The sequence below is a fragment of the Thiemannella venezuelensis genome (assembly GCF_014203605.1).
In the GTDB taxonomy this organism is placed as follows: Bacteria; Actinomycetota; Actinomycetes; order Streptosporangiales; family Streptosporangiaceae; genus Planomonospora_A; species Planomonospora_A venezuelensis.
This window is the reverse complement of sequence record NZ_JACHJJ010000017.1, coordinates 62210-77667: the sequence shown is the minus strand read 5'-3', so window position 1 is coordinate 77667 and position 15458 is coordinate 62210. Positions and strand designations below refer to the sequence as shown.

Genomic DNA, 15458 nt, shown 5'->3' with positions numbered 1-15458 from the left:
CGGGCCCTGGAGAAGTGATCTCCGAGATGACAAGATCACGCCATGGCCGCCTCCCCCTCGCGCCGCGTCCTGGGTCTCGACCTCGCCGACGGCATCGGCCGCGGCAACCTGTGGGCCTGCCTGTCCATGGCGTTCACCGCGACGGCGGTGATCTCCTTCCTGCCCGCCGCGCAGCCGTACATCCTCAGCGGCGTCCTCGGCGTCGCCAAGGGCGATCAGGGAAAGATCGTCGGTCTCCTCGGCGTCGCCGCCGAGATCGCGATGATCGTGAGCCTGGCCTGGTACGGCGCGCTGGCCGACCGGTACGGCCGGCGGCCCGTCGTGGTCGCCGGGTTCGCGCTGTGCGCGCTGGGCACCGCGCTGTTCCCCTTCGCCGGGAACACCGCCGTGCTCGTCGCGCTGCGCGTGGTCTTCGCCCTCGGCGTCGCGGCGCTGAGTGGAATGCTCTCCACCGTGGCGGTCGACTACGTCCGCGACGGCTCGCGGGGCAGATCCTACGGACTGGTCGGCCTGTTCAGCGGGCTCGGCGCGATGGTCGCGGTGCTCGCCCTGGTCCGGCTCCCCAAGCTCCTGGAGGACGGCGGGACGGCCCCGGTCGCCGCCGCCCGGATCTCGTTCCTGGTCATCGCCGCGGTGGTCCTGGCGGTCGGCGCCCTGATGTGGCGCACATTGTCGAAGACGAGGGTGAGCGCCGCCGCCGGGCGCGTCCCGCTGACCCGGCTGATCGCCGAGGGCGTCGCGCTCGCCCGCGATCCCGGGGTCGCCCTGTCGTACGCCGCGGCGTTCGTGGCCCGCGCCGACCTCGCGGTCGTCGCCGGGTTCATGTCCCTGTGGGTGACCGAGCACGCCCTCGCGGAGGGAGGACTGTCCGGCGCCGAGGCGCTGGCCCGGGCCGGAGCCGTGGTCGGGATCGCGCAGACCACGGCCATGCTCGCCGCCCCCCTCTTCGGCTGGCTCGGCGACCGGATGCGCCGCCAGGACGTGGTGGTCCTCGCCCAGGGCCTCGCGGCCGCCGCCTACCTGTCCACGCTCCTGATCTCCGACCCGCTCGGCTCCGGAATGATGGTCACGGCGGTGCTCGTGGGACTGGGCGAGATCGCGGTGATCACCACAGCCGGGCCGCTCCTGGCGCAGCAGGCCCCCGCCTCCGTCCGGGGCTCCGCCTACGGCGTGCAGACCCTCTGCGGAGCGATCGGCATCCTCGTCGTCTCCGGTCTCGGCGGCTACCTCTACGACGCCTGGCGCCCCGCCGCGCCGTTCGCGGTCGCGGGCGCCGCGGGTCTGCTCGTCGTGGCGTTCGGGCTCGCGGTACGGCGCCGCGTCACGCCCCTGCCCGAGCCGGACGCCAGGCCCGTCGACGCACCGGCCTGAGGGGAGGGCTCCCCGGCCGCCTGCGGCCCACCGGCCGGGCGTGCCTCCCGGCGGCGCCGTACGGCCGGGCGGCCCGGTCAGTCCGCGCGGACCGCGGAGCGGAGGCGGGCGAGCAGCGAGCGCGGTTCCGCGGGCACGGGGCCCGGCTTCCGGCGCGCGGGGCCGGCGGCCGGCTCCGGCTTCCTCGCCGCGGGCCTGTCGGGGGAGGGCCGCTGGGACGGCCAGAACTCCGCCCGCGTGCCGTGCCGTACGCCGTGGGTGGCCTTGATCGAGGTGACCACGTCGTCCGCGCCGAGCAGCCGGGCCCGGCCCAGCGCCTCGGTCCGCTCCAGCGTGGCCGTCCCGTCGCCGGAGAGGTCGACCACCAGGAGCCCCGACCGGTCCGCCTGGACCGCGGCGATCATCCGCTCCAGGGAGTCTCGGCCCAGCGGGGCCGAGACGGGGCCCGTGTAGCGGAACGGGATGGGCGCGGGGGTGGGGGAGACCTCGTCGGCCAGCCGTACCCGCTCGTCGTGGGCGAAGTGCTCGTGCATCAGGCGCAGTTCGAAGGCGGGGTCGCCGAGCACCGGGCGGCGGCCTTCCGGCAGCCGCGACCACGGGGCGACCAGGGTGACCACCACGTCGGTCACCGACCCCTCCAGCGCGGCACCCACCGCCCTGCGCGCCTGCTCCTCGGTCGCCTCGCCCACGTGCAGGACCACCTCGGCGTACGGCACCAGCCAGCGCCGTCCCCGGTCCTTGCGCAGGTCCCGGCGGAGCGGTACCCGGTGGGCCAGGTAGGGAGCGACCACCCGGACCGCCCGCTGCCGGTCGCGGCGCTGCGCGGGGAGCCCGAGGTGCACGGCCCCGGCCGCCATGTCGGGGATGAAGACCACGCCGTGCTGGGCCAGCCGGTAGGCGAGTTCGGTGTCCTCGCCCCGCGGCACGGCGGGGTCGAAGCCGCCCACGGCGTGGAAGGTCTCGGCGCGCATCGAGATCGTCGGCCCCGTGCACACGTGGTAGGGGTTGCGGCTGCTCCGCAGGCCGTCGGTGCGGGCGATCGTCTGCTCGGTGGAGCTGTTGATCGCCCGGGACAGGTCGAAGAGCGATCCCGGCGCGCCTTCGCGCACGGCCTCGTGGACCTCGGCGGGCGTCAGCGCGGGCTCCTCGACGAACTTCTTGGCGCCGATGGCGACCACGTGCTCGGCCAGGTGGTGCCAGCGGGCCAGCGCCTCGATGTGCTCGCGGCAGACGATCATGTCGGCGTCGAGGCGCTGCAGGACGCGGCCCCCGGCGAGGGCGGCGCCGCTGTTGAACGCGTGCGCGATGCCCCAGCCTCCGGGGGCCGCGGGGACGATCCTGGTGTCCAGCGGGGCGATCTCCGGCAGGCGCAGCGGGGGTTCGCTGCCGTCGTCGACCACGATCACTTCCATGAGGTGGTCCGGATAGGTCTGCGCGGCCAGCGCGGCGAGGGTCAGGTCGAGCCGGTGCTGCCCGCCGTGCGCGGGGATGACCACGCTCACCGGGAGCGACGGCTCCCACTCGCCCAGCCCGGGAGGGACCAGGGGGGAGTAGTCGTTGTGCCGGATCGGGGGCAGGCCGATCGCCGCTCCGCCCGTCATGATGTCATGCCCCTTGTCTGCGTCACCGCGTGTCAAGACCTGTCGACCTTACCCGCGGTTTCTTAGTGCTGTCTGAGTGCGTCTCCCAGGAGGACGCCCGAGATGTCCAGTTGGTGGACATCGGATCCCGGGAGCGAGACGGTTGCCCGTAGACTCGTTGCCCAACAACGCAGGTAGAACGCGCACCGCGGAGCCGTGCGCGGGAGGAGCAATCATGACCAGGGCGTGGCGTGGCCTCATCGAGGAGTACCGTGACCGACTTCCGGTGACCGCGGAGACTCCCGTCGTCACGCTCCTGGAGGGCGGCACGCCGCTCGTCCCGGCGCACCGGGTCTCCGCGCTGACCGGCTGCGACGTCCACCTGAAGGTCGAGGGCCTGAACCCGACCGGCAGCTTCAAGGACCGCGGCATGACGATGGCCATCAGCAAGGCCGTCGAGGAGGGCGCCAAGGCCGTCATCTGCGCCTCCACCGGCAACACCAGCGCCTCGGCCGCCGCCTACGCGGTCCGCGCGGGCCTGACCTGCGCCGTGCTCGTGCCCCGAGGAAAGATCGCGATGGGCAAGCTGGCCCAGGCGCTGGTGCACGGCGCCAAGCTGCTCCAGGTCGAGGGCTCCTTCGACGACTGCCTCGAGATGACCAGGAAGCTCTCGGAGAACTACCCGATCGCGCTGGTCAACTCGGTCAACCCGTTCCGGCTCCAGGGCCAGAAGACCGCCGCCTTCGAGATCGTGGACGCGCTCGGCGACGCTCCCGACATCCACTGCATCCCGGTCGGCAACGCCGGCAACATCTCGGCCTACTGGATGGGCTACACCGAGTACGCCGCCGACGGCGTCGCCACGAGGACGCCCCGGATGTTCGGCTTCCAGGCCAGCGGAGCCGCGCCGATCGTCAACGGCGCGCCGGTGACCCACCCGCACACGATCGCCACCGCGATCCGCATCGGCAACCCCGCCTCCTGGCAGCTCGCCGAGGCCGCGCGCGACGAGTCCGGCGGCGTCATCCAGGCCGTCACCGACCGCCAGATCGCCGCCGCCTACAAGCTGCTGGCGCAGGAGGAGGGCGTGTTCGTCGAGCTCGCCTCCGCGGCCAGCGTGGCCGGCCTGCTCCAGGCGCACGAGCAGGGCCTGGTCGAGCCCGGGCAGCGCGTCGTCTGCACGGTGACGGGCAACGGCCTCAAGGACCCCGACTGGGCCATCTCCGGCGCTCCCACGCCCCTCACGATCCCCATCGACGCCCACGCCGCGGCCACCGCGCTCGAACTCGCCTGACCCGCCCCGTCCCCGCCCGCCGGCCCGGCGGGCGGGCAACAAGGAGATGAATGATCAATATCTATGGCGGCAAGGTCGTGGTCCGGACCCCCGCGACCAGCGCGAACCTGGGGCCGGGGTTCGACTCCCTCGGGCTGGCGCTGGACCTCTGCGACGAGGTGGAGGTCGAGATCACGCAGACGCCCGGGCTGGTCGTGGAGGTGAAGGGGGAGGGCGAGGGAGAGCTCGACGCCGGTGAGGGGCATCTGGTCGTCCGGGCGCTGCGCGCCGCCTTCGACGCCTTCACGGTGCGGCAGCCGGCCGGGATCAGGATGGTCTGCCGCAACCGCATCCCGCACGGGCGCGGCCTCGGCTCCTCCTCGGCGGCGATCTGCGCCGGCATCCTCGCGGCCCGCGCGCTGGCCCACCCCGAACACGCCGGGAGCCAGGAGACGCGCCGGGACCGGGGGAGCAAGCTCTCGGACGACTTCGCCCTCGCGCTGGCCACCGAGATCGAGGGGCACCCGGACAACGTCGCCCCCTGCATCGCGGGCGGGCTGACGGTCGCGTGGATCGAGCAGCCCGGAGTTCCGCGTATGGTGAAACTGGTTCCACACGCCGACGTCCGGCCGGTGGCGCTCATCCCCCGGCACCGCCTGTCCACGGAGGTCGCCAGGGGGCTGCTCCCCGCGCAGGTCCCGCACGCGGACGCCTCCGCGAACGCCGGGCGGGCCGCGCTGCTGGTCGCGGCGCTGACCGGGCGGCCGGAGCGGGAGCTGCTCATGGCCGCGACCGAGGACCGGCTGCACCAGGGCTACCGCGCGCCCGCCATGCCGGAGACCGCCGAACTGGTCGAACGCCTGCGCGGCGCCGGGGTGCCCGCGGTCGTCTCCGGGGCGGGTCCCACGGTTCTTGCGTTTTCGACAGCGGATACGCAGGATTTGATCGCACCGGAAGTGGGTACTGACTGGCACATCCAGCCACTGGATGTCGAAACCCGCGGTGCGCGCGTTGCCTTTCCCGAGACACGCTGATGCCTCTTCGACCTTCAGGGAATAGCTGTGTGTGCTGGTGATGTTAGGCTGAGAGCCGCACCAGGTGCCCCCGTTTCGGGTGCGTGCTTGTCAGCCACACATCGTCGCACCATGCCTCGCTCCGTGAGGCGTGAGCGCCACAGTGGTTTCCCCGAATCCGTCGCCTCCGAATGGCCCACATTCGGTTGGGGCAGCGAGAGGCGGCGTTTCAGGGACATGCGCGTTCGAACCATCTCGACATCTGGTTGCCGGTAGCAATCCGGGGGGTGTCCTCCAAGCCCCACCGTCGGCGAATCTCGATGGTGACGGCGTGGATACGCCCTTCTCCGACAGTGGCGGCGGTCCTCAAGGACCGCCGAGGATCGCGACGTGCAACCCGGCCCGGTCTGTCCCGCCGGGCCGATCGCACCACCGGGACGATCGGCCGATCATGGCCACGCCCGACCCCTGGGAAGGACCCATTAGTGAGCGACACCACCGAACTCCTCTCCGATGCCAACGGCACCCAGCCGGCGGCCGGCGACACCCCCACCCGCGCCGCGACCAAGCGTCGTCGCTCCGGCACCGGCCTGTCCGCCATGGTGCTGCCCGAGCTGCAGGCCATGGCGACCGGTCTTGGTATCAGCGGGACCGGGCGGATGCGCAAGAGCCAGCTGATCGCGGCCATCCAGGAGAAGCAGGGCATCTCCCCCGAGAGCGCCCCCGCGCCCGCCGCCGTCCAGGAGGCCCCGGCCGTCTCCGAGCCGGTCGCCGAGCGCCCCGCGCGCAGCCGCAGGGAACGTTCCCGCGCCGCCGCCCCGGCCGTCCCCGCCGAGTCCGCGCCCGAGCCGGAGGCGGCTCCCGAGCCGGTCGCGGCCGCCGCGCCCGTCGTGGAGCAGGCCGAGGCCGGTCAGCCCGAGAACCGTCCCGAGCGCGGCGAGAGCCGCCGCGAGCGCGGCGAGCGCCGCGGCCGCGGCGAGCGCCGTGAGCGGGGCGAACGCGGTGAGCGGGGCGAGCGCGGCGAGCGCGGCGAGGGCCGTGCCGACCAGCGCGCCGCCGACGCGGGCCAGTCCCGCGGGGAGCGCGCGGACCGTCCCGAGCGCGGTGAGCGGGGCGAGCGCACCGACCGGGGCGAGCGCATCGACCGGGGCGAGCGCACCGACCGGGGTGACCGGGGCGAGCGCGGCGACCAGAACCGCGGCCCGCAGGGCCGGGGCGACCAGCACGGTCCCGGCGCCGAGGACGACGACCGCCGCGGCCGCCGCGGCCGGTTCCGGGAGCGCAACCGCCGCGGCCGTGACCGCTTCGACGCCAACGAGCCCGTGGTCGGCGAGGACGACGTCCTCATCCCGATCGCCGGCATCCTGGACATCCTGGACAACTACGCGTTCGTCCGGACCAGCGGCTACCTGCCCGGCTCCAACGACGTCTACGTCTCGCTCGCCCAGATCCGCCGCAACGGCCTGCGCAAGGGCGACGTCGTCACCGGCGCCGTCCGCCAGCCGCGCGACGGCGAGCGCCGCGAGAAGTTCAACGCGCTCGTCCGTCTCGACACGGTCAACGGCATGGACCCGGAGCAGGCCCGCCAGCGGCCCGACTTCAACAAGCTCACGCCGCTCTACCCGCAGGAGCGCCTGCGGCTGGAGACCGAGCCGAACGTCCTGACGACCCGGATCATCGACCTGGTCGCCCCGATCGGCAAGGGCCAGCGCGGGCTCATCGTCTCCCCGCCCAAGGCGGGCAAGACGATGGTGCTCCAGGCGATCGCCAACGCGATCACCCGGAACAACCCCGAGTGCCACCTGATGGTCGTCCTCGTCGACGAGCGTCCGGAAGAGGTCACCGACATGCAGCGGTCGGTGAAGGGCGAGGTCATCCACTCGACCTTCGACCGTCCCGCCGAGGACCACACCACGGTCGCCGAACTCGCCATCGAGCGGGCCAAGCGCCTGGTGGAGCTGGGCCACGACGTCGTCGTGCTGCTCGACTCGATCACCCGCCTGGGCCGGGCCTACAACCTGGCGGCTCCCGCCTCGGGCCGGATCCTGTCGGGCGGTGTCGACTCCACGGCCCTCTACCCGCCCAAGCGCTTCTTCGGCGCCGCCCGCAACATCGAGAACGGCGGCTCGCTGACGATCCTCGCCACGGCGCTGGTCGAGACCGGCTCCAAGATGGACGAGGTCATCTTCGAGGAGTTCAAGGGCACCGGAAACGCCGAGCTCAAGCTCAACCGCGGCCTCGCGGACAAGCGGATCTTCCCCGCGGTGGACGTCGACGCGTCCGGCACCCGCAAGGAGGAGATCCTCATGTCGAAGGACGAGCTGCAGATCGTCTGGAAGCTGCGGCGCGTGCTGCACGCCCTGGACATGCAGCAGGCTCTGGAGCTTCTCCTGGAGAAGATGAAGGAGACCAAGTCCAACGCGGAGTTCCTGCTCCAGGTGCAGAAGACGACGGTCAGCTCCGACCGCGACTGACCCGTCCCGGCGCACGGAAACGCCCGGTGGCCTCGGCCACCGGGCGTTTCCCTTGCTGCTGCGAACTCTTCTCCGAGTGTTCGGCCCCGGTCCGGCGCCTGTACGGCTTGCGCCCGGGGTTGGGGACGCGAGCCGTACAGTCCTCCGTGCCGCCGCGGAGTCCGGCTAGCGGACGTCGACGTACTCGTAGCCGGACTTGGAGCCGTAGGTCTTGCTGGTCCCGCCGACGACGGCCCGCCAGTAGGCGTCGAACCTCGGCTTGACGGTCTTGCTGTACTTGCCGCTGCTGTTCGCCTTCACGTAGTAGGCGAACTGCCAGCTGCCGTTCTTCTTCTTGTAGTAGAGCCCGACCATCTTGCCGGCGTAGCCCTTGCTGCCCCGGTAGACCTTGCCGTAGAGGCGGATGGACTTGCCCTTCTTGACCTTGTTGGCGGTCACGTCGAAGGAGACCTTGGACTTGGCCTTCTTGACGGCGCCCTTCTGGACGTAGAAGGTGTCGGCCTTCTTGACCTCCAGGGTCTGGCCGCCGCGCGCGGCCGCCAGCTCCAGGGTCCAGTAACCGGTGGAGAAGGAGTAGTCGAAGTAGGTGTCGGCGTACCAGGTGCCGGCGGAGCTGCCCTTCTCCAGGGTCACGTCGATCGAGTCGCCGCCGTCGTTGTGGTAGAGCTTGCCGGTGACGGCGGAGGCGCCGACGATGTTCGCGCGGACCTTGACCTCGGTGTCACCGCTGGAGCTGATGACGACCGGGTCGGTGACCGAGGCGGAGACGAACTTGACCTGCGGGTCGACCGTCACCTCCTTGCAGCTCTCCTTGGTGTCGCTGCCGCGGCTCACCAGGAGGCGGACGAGCCACTTGCCGTCCTTGTTGTCCTTCGTGATCTTGAAGCTGCCCTTGAGCTTGACCGCGTCGGCGGGGAGCGACGCGTCACCGGTGGCCGGGGCGGCCGGAACCGCGGGGAGGTCGCCGATCGTCGCGCTGTTCCAGGTGGTCTCGCCGACCCGCTGGAACTCGGCCTTGACTGCGGTGATGTTCCGCTCGACCTTCTTGGGCGTTCCGTCCAGCTTCCAGGCGTCCTTGAGGGTCGCCTCGAAGGTGATGGTGGCGTCTTCCTTGAGCGGGACGTAGGGGTCGTCCACGGTCAATGCGGTGACGTCGGCGGCGACGAGATCGCAGGCCGCTGCCGCGACCCTGGTCTGGGTGGCGAACGCTGTCGCCGTACCACTGGCGAAGACGGCAGCCCCCGTTGCGGCCGCCAGGAGCAGCCGCATTCCCTTCCTCATCATGGTCCCCTTACTCGGGTAAAAAAGTGGGAAAAGGTACAGTTTGGGCACCGGAGCCTAGTGGTACGCAAGTGACACGTCTACAGACGCAGGTAACGGCCGCCTGGGAATGCCCGGTGGCCTGGAATGGTTCGAGCATCTGGCACACTGGTAGCCGAACCGCAGCGGTTCCGGTTCCCGCCCGCGCGCACCTCAGTGTGCTTGCAGCGCGCACGCCGTACCGGCGAGAGATGTGGCGACCCGGCGACCGCGCATTGGAGAGGACGAAGTCATGAAGCCCGACATTCACCCGGAGTACGTCACCACTCAGGTGACCTGCACCTGCGGCAACTCCTTCACCACCCGCAGCACCGCCAAGAGCGGCGCGATCCACGCCGACGTGTGCTCCGCCTGCCACCCGTTCTACACGGGCAAGCAGAAGATCCTGGACACCGGCGGCCGGGTGGCGCGCTTCGAGAAGCGCTTCGGCAAGAAGCCCGCGGGCCAGTAGCCCTCGTCCCGACGCCGGCCCGGCACCGCCCCTCGTCCGCGAGGGGCCTGCCCGGGTCGGCGTTCGTGGTGATGAGGCGGGCTTACAAAGGGCTTTCAAGGAAGAAGGACGTGCGGTGAACCTCGACGAGCTGCTCAGTGAGTACGCCGAGCTGGAACTCAAGCTCGCCGACCCCACCGTGCACGCCAACCCGACGCAGGCGCGCACGTTCGGCCGGCGCTACGCCGAGCTGACCCCGATCATCACCACGTACCGGGAGCTCGAAGGCGTCCAGAACGACCTGGCCACGGCCAGGGAGCTGGCCTCGGAGGACGAGGCCTTCGCCGAGGAGGCCAAGGAGCTCGAGGCGCGCGTCCCCGAGCTGGAGGAGAGGCTCCGGCACCTGCTCATCCCGCGTGATCCCAACGATGACAAGGACATCATCATGGAGATCAAGGCGGGCGAGGGCGGTGAGGAGTCGGCGCTGTTCGCCGGCGACCTCCTGCGGATGTACCTCCGCTACGCCGAGCGGGTCGGCTGGAAGACCGAGATCATCGACATGACCCACTCCGACCTGGGCGGCTACAAGGACGTCACGGTCGCGGTGAAGGCCAGGGGCGACGACGGCGTCTGGTCGAGGCTGAAGTTCGAGGGCGGCGTGCACCGCGTGCAGCGCGTCCCGGTCACCGAGTCCCAGGGCCGCATCCACACCAGCGCGGCGGGTGTCCTGGTCTACCCGGAGGCCGAGGAGGTCGACGTCCAGATCGACCCGAACGACCTTCGCATCGACGTCTACCGCTCCAGCGGCCCCGGCGGGCAGAGCGTCAACACCACCGACTCGGCGGTGCGTATCACGCACCTGCCGACCGGCGTGGTCGCCTCCTGCCAGAACGAGAAGAGCCAGCTCCAGAACAAGGAGTCGGCCCTGCGCATCCTGCGGGCGCGCCTGCAGGCCATCGCGGAGGAGGAGGCCAACGCCGCGGCGATGGCCGAGCGCAAGTCCCAGATCCGCACGGTCGACCGCTCCGAGCGCATCCGGACCTACAACTTCCCCGAGAACCGCATCTCCGACCACCGCGTCGGGTTCAAGGCCTACAACCTCGACCAGGTGCTGGACGGGGACCTGACGGCCGTCATCCAGTCCCTGCTCGACGCCGAGATGGCGGAGAAGCTCGCCGCCCACTCATAGCACGCCCACTCGACAGAACGCGCCCATGACCTTTCTACTGGACGAGATCGCCCTCGCCACCGCCAGGCTCGCCGAGGCGGGTGTGCCGTCGCCGCGCACCGATGCCGAGGAGATCGCCGCCTTCGTCCACGGCGTACGGCGCAGCGAGCTGCACACCGTGACGGACGCGGACTTCGACGCCCTGTTCTGGGAGGGCGTCGCGCGGCGCGAGGCGCGCGAGCCGCTCCAGCACATCACCGGCCGGGCCTACTTCCGCTACCTGTCGCTGGAGGTCGGGCCGGGCGTGTTCGTCCCGCGCCCGGAGACCGAGGTGGTGGCGGGCTGGGCCATCGACCGGCTGCGGGAGATGGACGTGGCCGCTCCGGTGGTCGTGGACCTGGGCACCGGCTCCGGCGCGATCGCGCTCTCCATCGCGCAGGAGGTCGCGCTGGCCACGGTGCACGCGGTCGAGGTCGACCCCGACGCCTACCGGTGGGCCAAGCGCAACATCCTGGAGCAGGGGCAGGGCCGGGTGCACCTGCACCCGGAGGACCTCGCCGACGCCCTGCCCGAGCTCGACGGCCAGGTGGACCTGGTCGTCTCCAACCCGCCCTACATCCCGCCGGGTGCGATCCCGCGCGACCCCGAGGTCCGCGACTACGACCCGCACCGCGCCCTGTACGGCTCGGGCGGCGACGGCCTGGACGAGGTCAGGGCGGTGGAGCGGACCGCCAGGCGGTTGCTGCGGCCCGGCGGGTTCGTCGCGGTGGAGCACGCCGACGAGCAGGGCACTCCGGTATACCTGATCTTCTCCGAGGAGAACGGCTGGCGCGACGTGCGCAGCCGCCAGGACCTCGCCCGCAGGGATCGTTACGTCACCGCCCGTTTCGGCCAGGAATGAGCCAGGAACGAGGCCGAGGATGGGGGCTGAACGCCGTGAGTAGACGCTATGACTGCACCGACGCGGAGCAGCGGGCCGCGGGCCTGACCGACGCGGCGTCGGCCGTACGCCGGGGCGAGCTGGTGGTGCTCCCGACCGACACCGTCTACGGCATCGGCGGTGACGCGTTCACCCAGTCGGCCGTCGCCCGCCTGCTGGAGGCCAAGGGGCGCGGCCGGGACATGCCGGTGCCCGTCCTGGTCGGCACCGTGCGCGCGGCCAACGCCCTGGTGGAGAACCTGGGACCGTACGGCCAGGACCTCGTGGACGCCTTCTGGCCCGGTCCCCTCACACTGATCTGCCGGGTCAACCGCTCGCTCTCATGGGACCTGGGCGAGACCAAGGGCACCGTGGCGATCCGCATGCCGCTGCACCCGGTGGCCCTGGACCTGCTCAAGGACACGGGCCCGATGGCCGTCTCCAGCGCCAACCGCTCCGGAGCCCCCGCCGCGACCACGGCCGCCGACGCGGAGAAGCAGCTCGGCGACTCGGTCGCGGTCTACCTCGACGGAGGGGCGTGCGCGGACGACACCCCGTCCACGATCCTCGACCTCACCACCGCGGTGCCCCGGCTGCTGCGCCGGGGCGCGATCCCGGTGGAGAAGCTGCGCGGAGTGATCGGCTACGTGGCGACGGACGCCGACCCCGCCACCGAGGATTGACCCGGCCGGAGCCGTCCGGGGTCCCGGGCGGTTCCGGTGGCCAGACCGGGGCGGCGTGCCGCCGCGCATCCGGCCGTCCCCTGTCGAACCGCTGCTCGCGGCCGCCATCCATACCGGCTGGGTATCACCGTGACGTGCGGCGATCTCCCCGGTACCGTGAAATGGGCCGAGACCCGGGAGACGCCCATGGGCAAGTTCGACGGAATGGACCCCGAGCTGGTCCGCGACCTGCTGTCCGAAATCAGGCAGGCCGCCGGGCAGATGCGGACGATCGAGGGCCGGATCACCCGGCTGATGGGCGAGGCCGGACTGTCCTCCCAGTCCACTCACCGCCCCGTGCAGATCGCCGAGGCGTGCGACGTGATGGTCAAGGACGTCTCGGCGCGGGTGGCGCTGCTGGAGAAGAGGATCGAGCAGGGGACGGCCCCGGGCTCCGGGACCCCGGACGCCGCGTCCCCCGCCCCGGGAGCGGAGACTCCGGCGCGCGACACCGGGAAACCGGAGACGCCGCGGGCCGAGGACCTCAAGCCCGCCGTCCCCGGCTCCGGTGAGAGCCCCCGGGTCGAGGACCAGTCCGCGGACGATCCGCCGAAGCCGGAGAGCGGTTCCAAGCCGGAGGCCGATTCCACACCCGATCCCAAGCCGGAGGCCGACTCCAAGGGGGACGAGCGTTCGCCGCGGGACGGCGGCGGGGCGCAGGGAGACGACCGCTCCGGTGGTTCGGAGACGAAGCCCGATCCCAAGCCGGAGGCCGACTCCACACCCGATCCCAAGCCGGAGGCCGACTCCAAGGGGGACGAGCGTTCGCCGCGGGACGGCGGCGGGACGCAAGGGGACGACCCGCTGGACACGCCGGAGAAGGACCACCCCGACGACATCGACCAGACGGGCGAGCTCCGGCCGCAGATCGTCGAGGTGGACGGCGTCAAGGTTCTGCAGATCCCGCTCGACCCGCCTACCGCGGAGGAGGTCGAGGCGCTGCTGGAGGACATCGAGAACATCCCGCCGATGGACATGCCCACCATGGACGGCACCGGGACGGATGCGGGCGGACAGCCCGGCACCGGGACGGACGGGGGCGGACAGCCCGGCACCGGCGCCGGCGGGACGGCTCCCGGCGGGTCCGGAACACCCGGGGACACGGTGGCGCGGTGGGCGGACGACGGCAGCGACGTGGTCTCGGCCGAGGCCGGGCCGCTGAACCTGGACGCCCTCAGGACGCTGGTCGACAACGTGCGAGAGATCGAGCCGCTGGAGATGCCGGGTGTCCAGGTGCCGGAGGGGGAGACATGGGGCGAGGGCGCCTGGGTGCCCATGGACGTCGGGCCGGACGGCCCTGCGGGCGAGGTGGACCCGGCCGACCCGCTCCGGCCCATCCCGCCGCCCGGCGGCTCGTCGGGCGCGTCTTCAGGTCCGCAGTCGGCGTGAGGAGCCTTTCGGATGTACGCAGACCCGCCCGCCCCGCAGCCGCTCCAGCCGGGGGAGGCCCCGCCGCAGGGCAGGAGCTCCGGCCTGCCGTCTCCGGAGACGGCCACGGCCTGGCAGTTCAACCCCGACTACCAGCGGCTGGTCGTGCTCTGGCAGCAGGTGCTGCCCATGCTGGAGACGCTGACCTCCTGCCTGGACAGGGCCTACCAGATGGCCAGGAGCCGCGACGTCTGGGACGCCCCGGTGGGGGACCGCTACGTGGAGGACCTGACGGAGTGGCGGGCACGCCTGGGCCAGTACCGGCAGGCCGTCCTCACCTCGATCAGCGACCAGGCGGCCGACACGCCCCGTTGGGTGCCCGCCGACGCAGGAGCCCCACACGCTTTCTCCTGAACCCGCCCTGACATGGGATAACGAGGGCCGCCGGGCTTACAGTGGGAGGTGGGTCGTCCGCCCGAGCCGCCGAACGGAGTGAGGCAATTGAGCTCTGTGCCGTACTACGGGCCCGACTTCGGCCTCCTGCTCCGGCAGGATCCGGAGATCGCGAAGGTGCTCCTCGACGAGCTCGACCGCCTGCGCGGCGGCATCCAGCTCATCGCGAGCGAGAACCTCGCCTCGCCGGCGGTGCTGGCCGCGCTCGGTTCGACGCTCACCAACAAGTACGCCGAGGGGTATCCCGGCCGGCGCTACTACGGCGGGTGCGAGGTCGTCGACCGGGCCGAGCAGCTCGCCATCGACCGCGCCCGCCGGTTGTTCGGGGCGGACCACGTCAACGTGCAGCCGCACTCCGGGGCCTCGGCCAACCTCGCCGCCTACGCCGCGCTGCTCCAGCCGGGCGACACCGTGCTCGCCATGGCGCTGCCGCACGGCGGCCACCTCACCCACGGCTCGAAGGTCAACTTCTCCGGCCGCTGGTTCGAGATCGTGGCGTACGGCGTGCGCCGGGACACCGAGCTGATCGACTACGACGAGGTGAGGGAGCTGGCGCTGCGCCGCCGGCCCAAGATGATCATCTGCGGCGCCACGGCCTATCCCAGGGAGATCGACTTCGCGGCCTTCCGGGGGATCGCCGACGAGGTGGGCGCCTGGCTGCTCGCCGACGTCGCGCACACCGTGGGGCTGATGGCGGGAGGAGCCCTGCCGTCCGCGGTGCCGTACGCCGACGTGGTGACCTTCACCACGCACAAGGCGCTGCGCGGCCCGCGCGGCGGCGGGATCATGTGCACGGCGGAGCTGGCGGCCAAGATCGACCGGGCGGTGTTCCCGTTCGTCCAGGGCGGCCCGCTCATGCACGCGGTGGCGGCCAAGGCGGTGGCCTTCGGCGAGGCGCTCCGCCCGGAGTTCGCCGACTACGCGCGGCGGGTGGTGGACAACGCCCGGACGCTGGCCGACGCGCTGGCGGTGGAGGGCCTGCGGCCGGTCTCCGGCGGAACCGACAGCCACCTGGTCCTCGTCGACCTGCGCGACGCCGCGGTCACGGGCGCGCTGGCCGAGCAGCGGTGCGCCGCCGCCGGGATCACGCTGAACCGCAACGCGATCCCCTACGACCCCGAACCGCCCACGGTGACCTCCGGCATCCGGGTGGGAACCCCCTGCGTGACCACGCAGGGGATGGGGACCGAGGAGATGAAGGAACTGGCCTCGATGGTGGCGCGAGCCGTGCGCGACCCCGGCGCGGTGGGGGAGATCAGGGCGCGCGTGGCGGAGCTCACCGCGCTGTATCCGGCATATCCCAGCTAATTATGAGTGGTTCTGTGCTGTTTTCCGGTCACAGCTGGCCGGACTATCCGGGAAACTAG

At 71.9% G+C, this 15458-nt stretch carries 13 protein-coding genes; 11 read left to right on the top strand and 2 right to left on the bottom strand.

The window, feature by feature from the left end; translation table 11 throughout:
- The first annotated feature begins 42 nt into the window (after window positions 1-42).
- Window positions 43-1371, top strand: coding sequence for an MFS transporter (locus tag FHS22_RS23565; RefSeq protein ID WP_184944919.1), 1329 nt, complete (start codon window positions 43-45; stop codon window positions 1369-1371).
- 77 nt (window positions 1372-1448) lie between these two features.
- On the opposite strand, the gene FHS22_RS23560 is transcribed toward FHS22_RS23565, so the two are convergent.
- Window positions 1449-2972: a glycosyltransferase family 2 protein gene (locus tag FHS22_RS23560; RefSeq protein ID WP_184944917.1), complete on the bottom strand. Its 1524-nt coding sequence runs from the start codon at window positions 2970-2972 to the stop codon at window positions 1449-1451.
- Between the two features lie 214 nt (window positions 2973-3186).
- Between FHS22_RS23560 and thrC the strand changes: the two genes are divergently transcribed.
- The 3 genes from thrC (at window position 3187) to rho (ending at window position 7711) form a co-directional block, all read left to right on the top strand.
- The gene (thrC, locus tag FHS22_RS23555; protein ID WP_184944915.1) at window positions 3187-4245 is read left to right on the top strand and encodes a threonine synthase; all 1059 of its coding nucleotides are present in this window, start codon (window positions 3187-3189) and stop codon (window positions 4243-4245) included.
- Window positions 4246-4295: 50 nt separating this feature from the next.
- Window positions 4296-5258, top strand: coding sequence for a homoserine kinase (gene thrB, locus FHS22_RS23550; protein ID WP_184944913.1), 963 nt, complete (start codon window positions 4296-4298; stop codon window positions 5256-5258).
- A 464-nt stretch (window positions 5259-5722) separates the two neighbouring features.
- Complete coding sequence (gene rho / locus FHS22_RS23545) at window positions 5723-7711, top strand: transcription termination factor Rho (RefSeq protein ID WP_184944911.1); 1989 nt, start codon at window positions 5723-5725, stop codon at window positions 7709-7711.
- Window positions 7712-7876: 165 nt separating this feature from the next.
- Here rho and FHS22_RS23540 read toward each other — a convergent pair whose 3' ends face one another.
- Window positions 7877-8992, bottom strand: a complete 1116-nt coding sequence (locus tag FHS22_RS23540; protein ID WP_184944909.1) for a hypothetical protein — start codon at window positions 8990-8992, stop codon at window positions 7877-7879.
- Between the two features lie 271 nt (window positions 8993-9263).
- Here FHS22_RS23540 and rpmE point away from each other — a divergent pair, with 271 nt between their 5' ends.
- From rpmE to FHS22_RS23505, 7 genes are all read left to right on the top strand, one after another.
- Window positions 9264-9482 (top strand): 50S ribosomal protein L31, encoded by a 219-nt coding sequence (gene rpmE / locus FHS22_RS23535; RefSeq protein WP_184944908.1) that lies wholly within the window; start codon window positions 9264-9266, stop codon window positions 9480-9482.
- Between the two features lie 115 nt (window positions 9483-9597).
- The gene (gene prfA, locus FHS22_RS23530) at window positions 9598-10650 is read left to right on the top strand and encodes a peptide chain release factor 1 (RefSeq protein ID WP_184944906.1); all 1053 of its coding nucleotides are present in this window, start codon (window positions 9598-9600) and stop codon (window positions 10648-10650) included.
- Window positions 10651-10675: 25 nt separating this feature from the next.
- Window positions 10676-11530, top strand: a complete 855-nt coding sequence (prmC, locus tag FHS22_RS23525; RefSeq protein WP_184944904.1) for a peptide chain release factor N(5)-glutamine methyltransferase — start codon at window positions 10676-10678, stop codon at window positions 11528-11530.
- Between the two features lie 35 nt (window positions 11531-11565).
- Window positions 11566-12231 (top strand): L-threonylcarbamoyladenylate synthase, encoded by a 666-nt coding sequence (locus FHS22_RS23520; RefSeq protein WP_184944902.1) that lies wholly within the window; start codon window positions 11566-11568, stop codon window positions 12229-12231.
- 186 nt (window positions 12232-12417) lie between these two features.
- Window positions 12418-13659 (top strand): hypothetical protein, encoded by a 1242-nt coding sequence (locus FHS22_RS23515; RefSeq protein WP_184944900.1) that lies wholly within the window; start codon window positions 12418-12420, stop codon window positions 13657-13659.
- 12 nt (window positions 13660-13671) lie between these two features.
- Window positions 13672-14052, top strand: coding sequence for a hypothetical protein (locus FHS22_RS23510; protein WP_184944898.1), 381 nt, complete (start codon window positions 13672-13674; stop codon window positions 14050-14052).
- Between the two features lie 87 nt (window positions 14053-14139).
- Window positions 14140-15399 (top strand): serine hydroxymethyltransferase, encoded by a 1260-nt coding sequence (locus FHS22_RS23505; protein WP_184944897.1) that lies wholly within the window; start codon window positions 14140-14142, stop codon window positions 15397-15399.
- Window positions 15400-15458: the final 59 nt, after the last annotated feature.

Coding starts and splice junctions, on each gene's coding strand:
- FHS22_RS23540 (WP_184944909.1), bottom strand. CDS start 8,992: ATGAGGAAGGGAATGCGGCTGCTCCTGGCGGCCGCAACGGGGGCTGCC.
- rpmE (WP_184944908.1), top strand. CDS start 9,264: ATGAAGCCCGACATTCACCCGGAGTACGTCACCACTCAGGTGACCTGC.
- prmC (WP_184944904.1), top strand. CDS start 10,676: ATGACCTTTCTACTGGACGAGATCGCCCTCGCCACCGCCAGGCTCGCC.
- thrC (WP_184944915.1), top strand. CDS start 3,187: ATGACCAGGGCGTGGCGTGGCCTCATCGAGGAGTACCGTGACCGACTT.
- FHS22_RS23510 (WP_184944898.1), top strand. CDS start 13,672: ATGTACGCAGACCCGCCCGCCCCGCAGCCGCTCCAGCCGGGGGAGGCC.
- FHS22_RS23515 (WP_184944900.1), top strand. CDS start 12,418: ATGGGCAAGTTCGACGGAATGGACCCCGAGCTGGTCCGCGACCTGCTG.
- FHS22_RS23560 (WP_184944917.1), bottom strand. CDS start 2,972: ATGACGGGCGGAGCGGCGATCGGCCTGCCCCCGATCCGGCACAACGAC.
- FHS22_RS23565 (WP_184944919.1), top strand. CDS start 43: ATGGCCGCCTCCCCCTCGCGCCGCGTCCTGGGTCTCGACCTCGCCGAC.
- thrB (WP_184944913.1), top strand. CDS start 4,296: ATGATCAATATCTATGGCGGCAAGGTCGTGGTCCGGACCCCCGCGACC.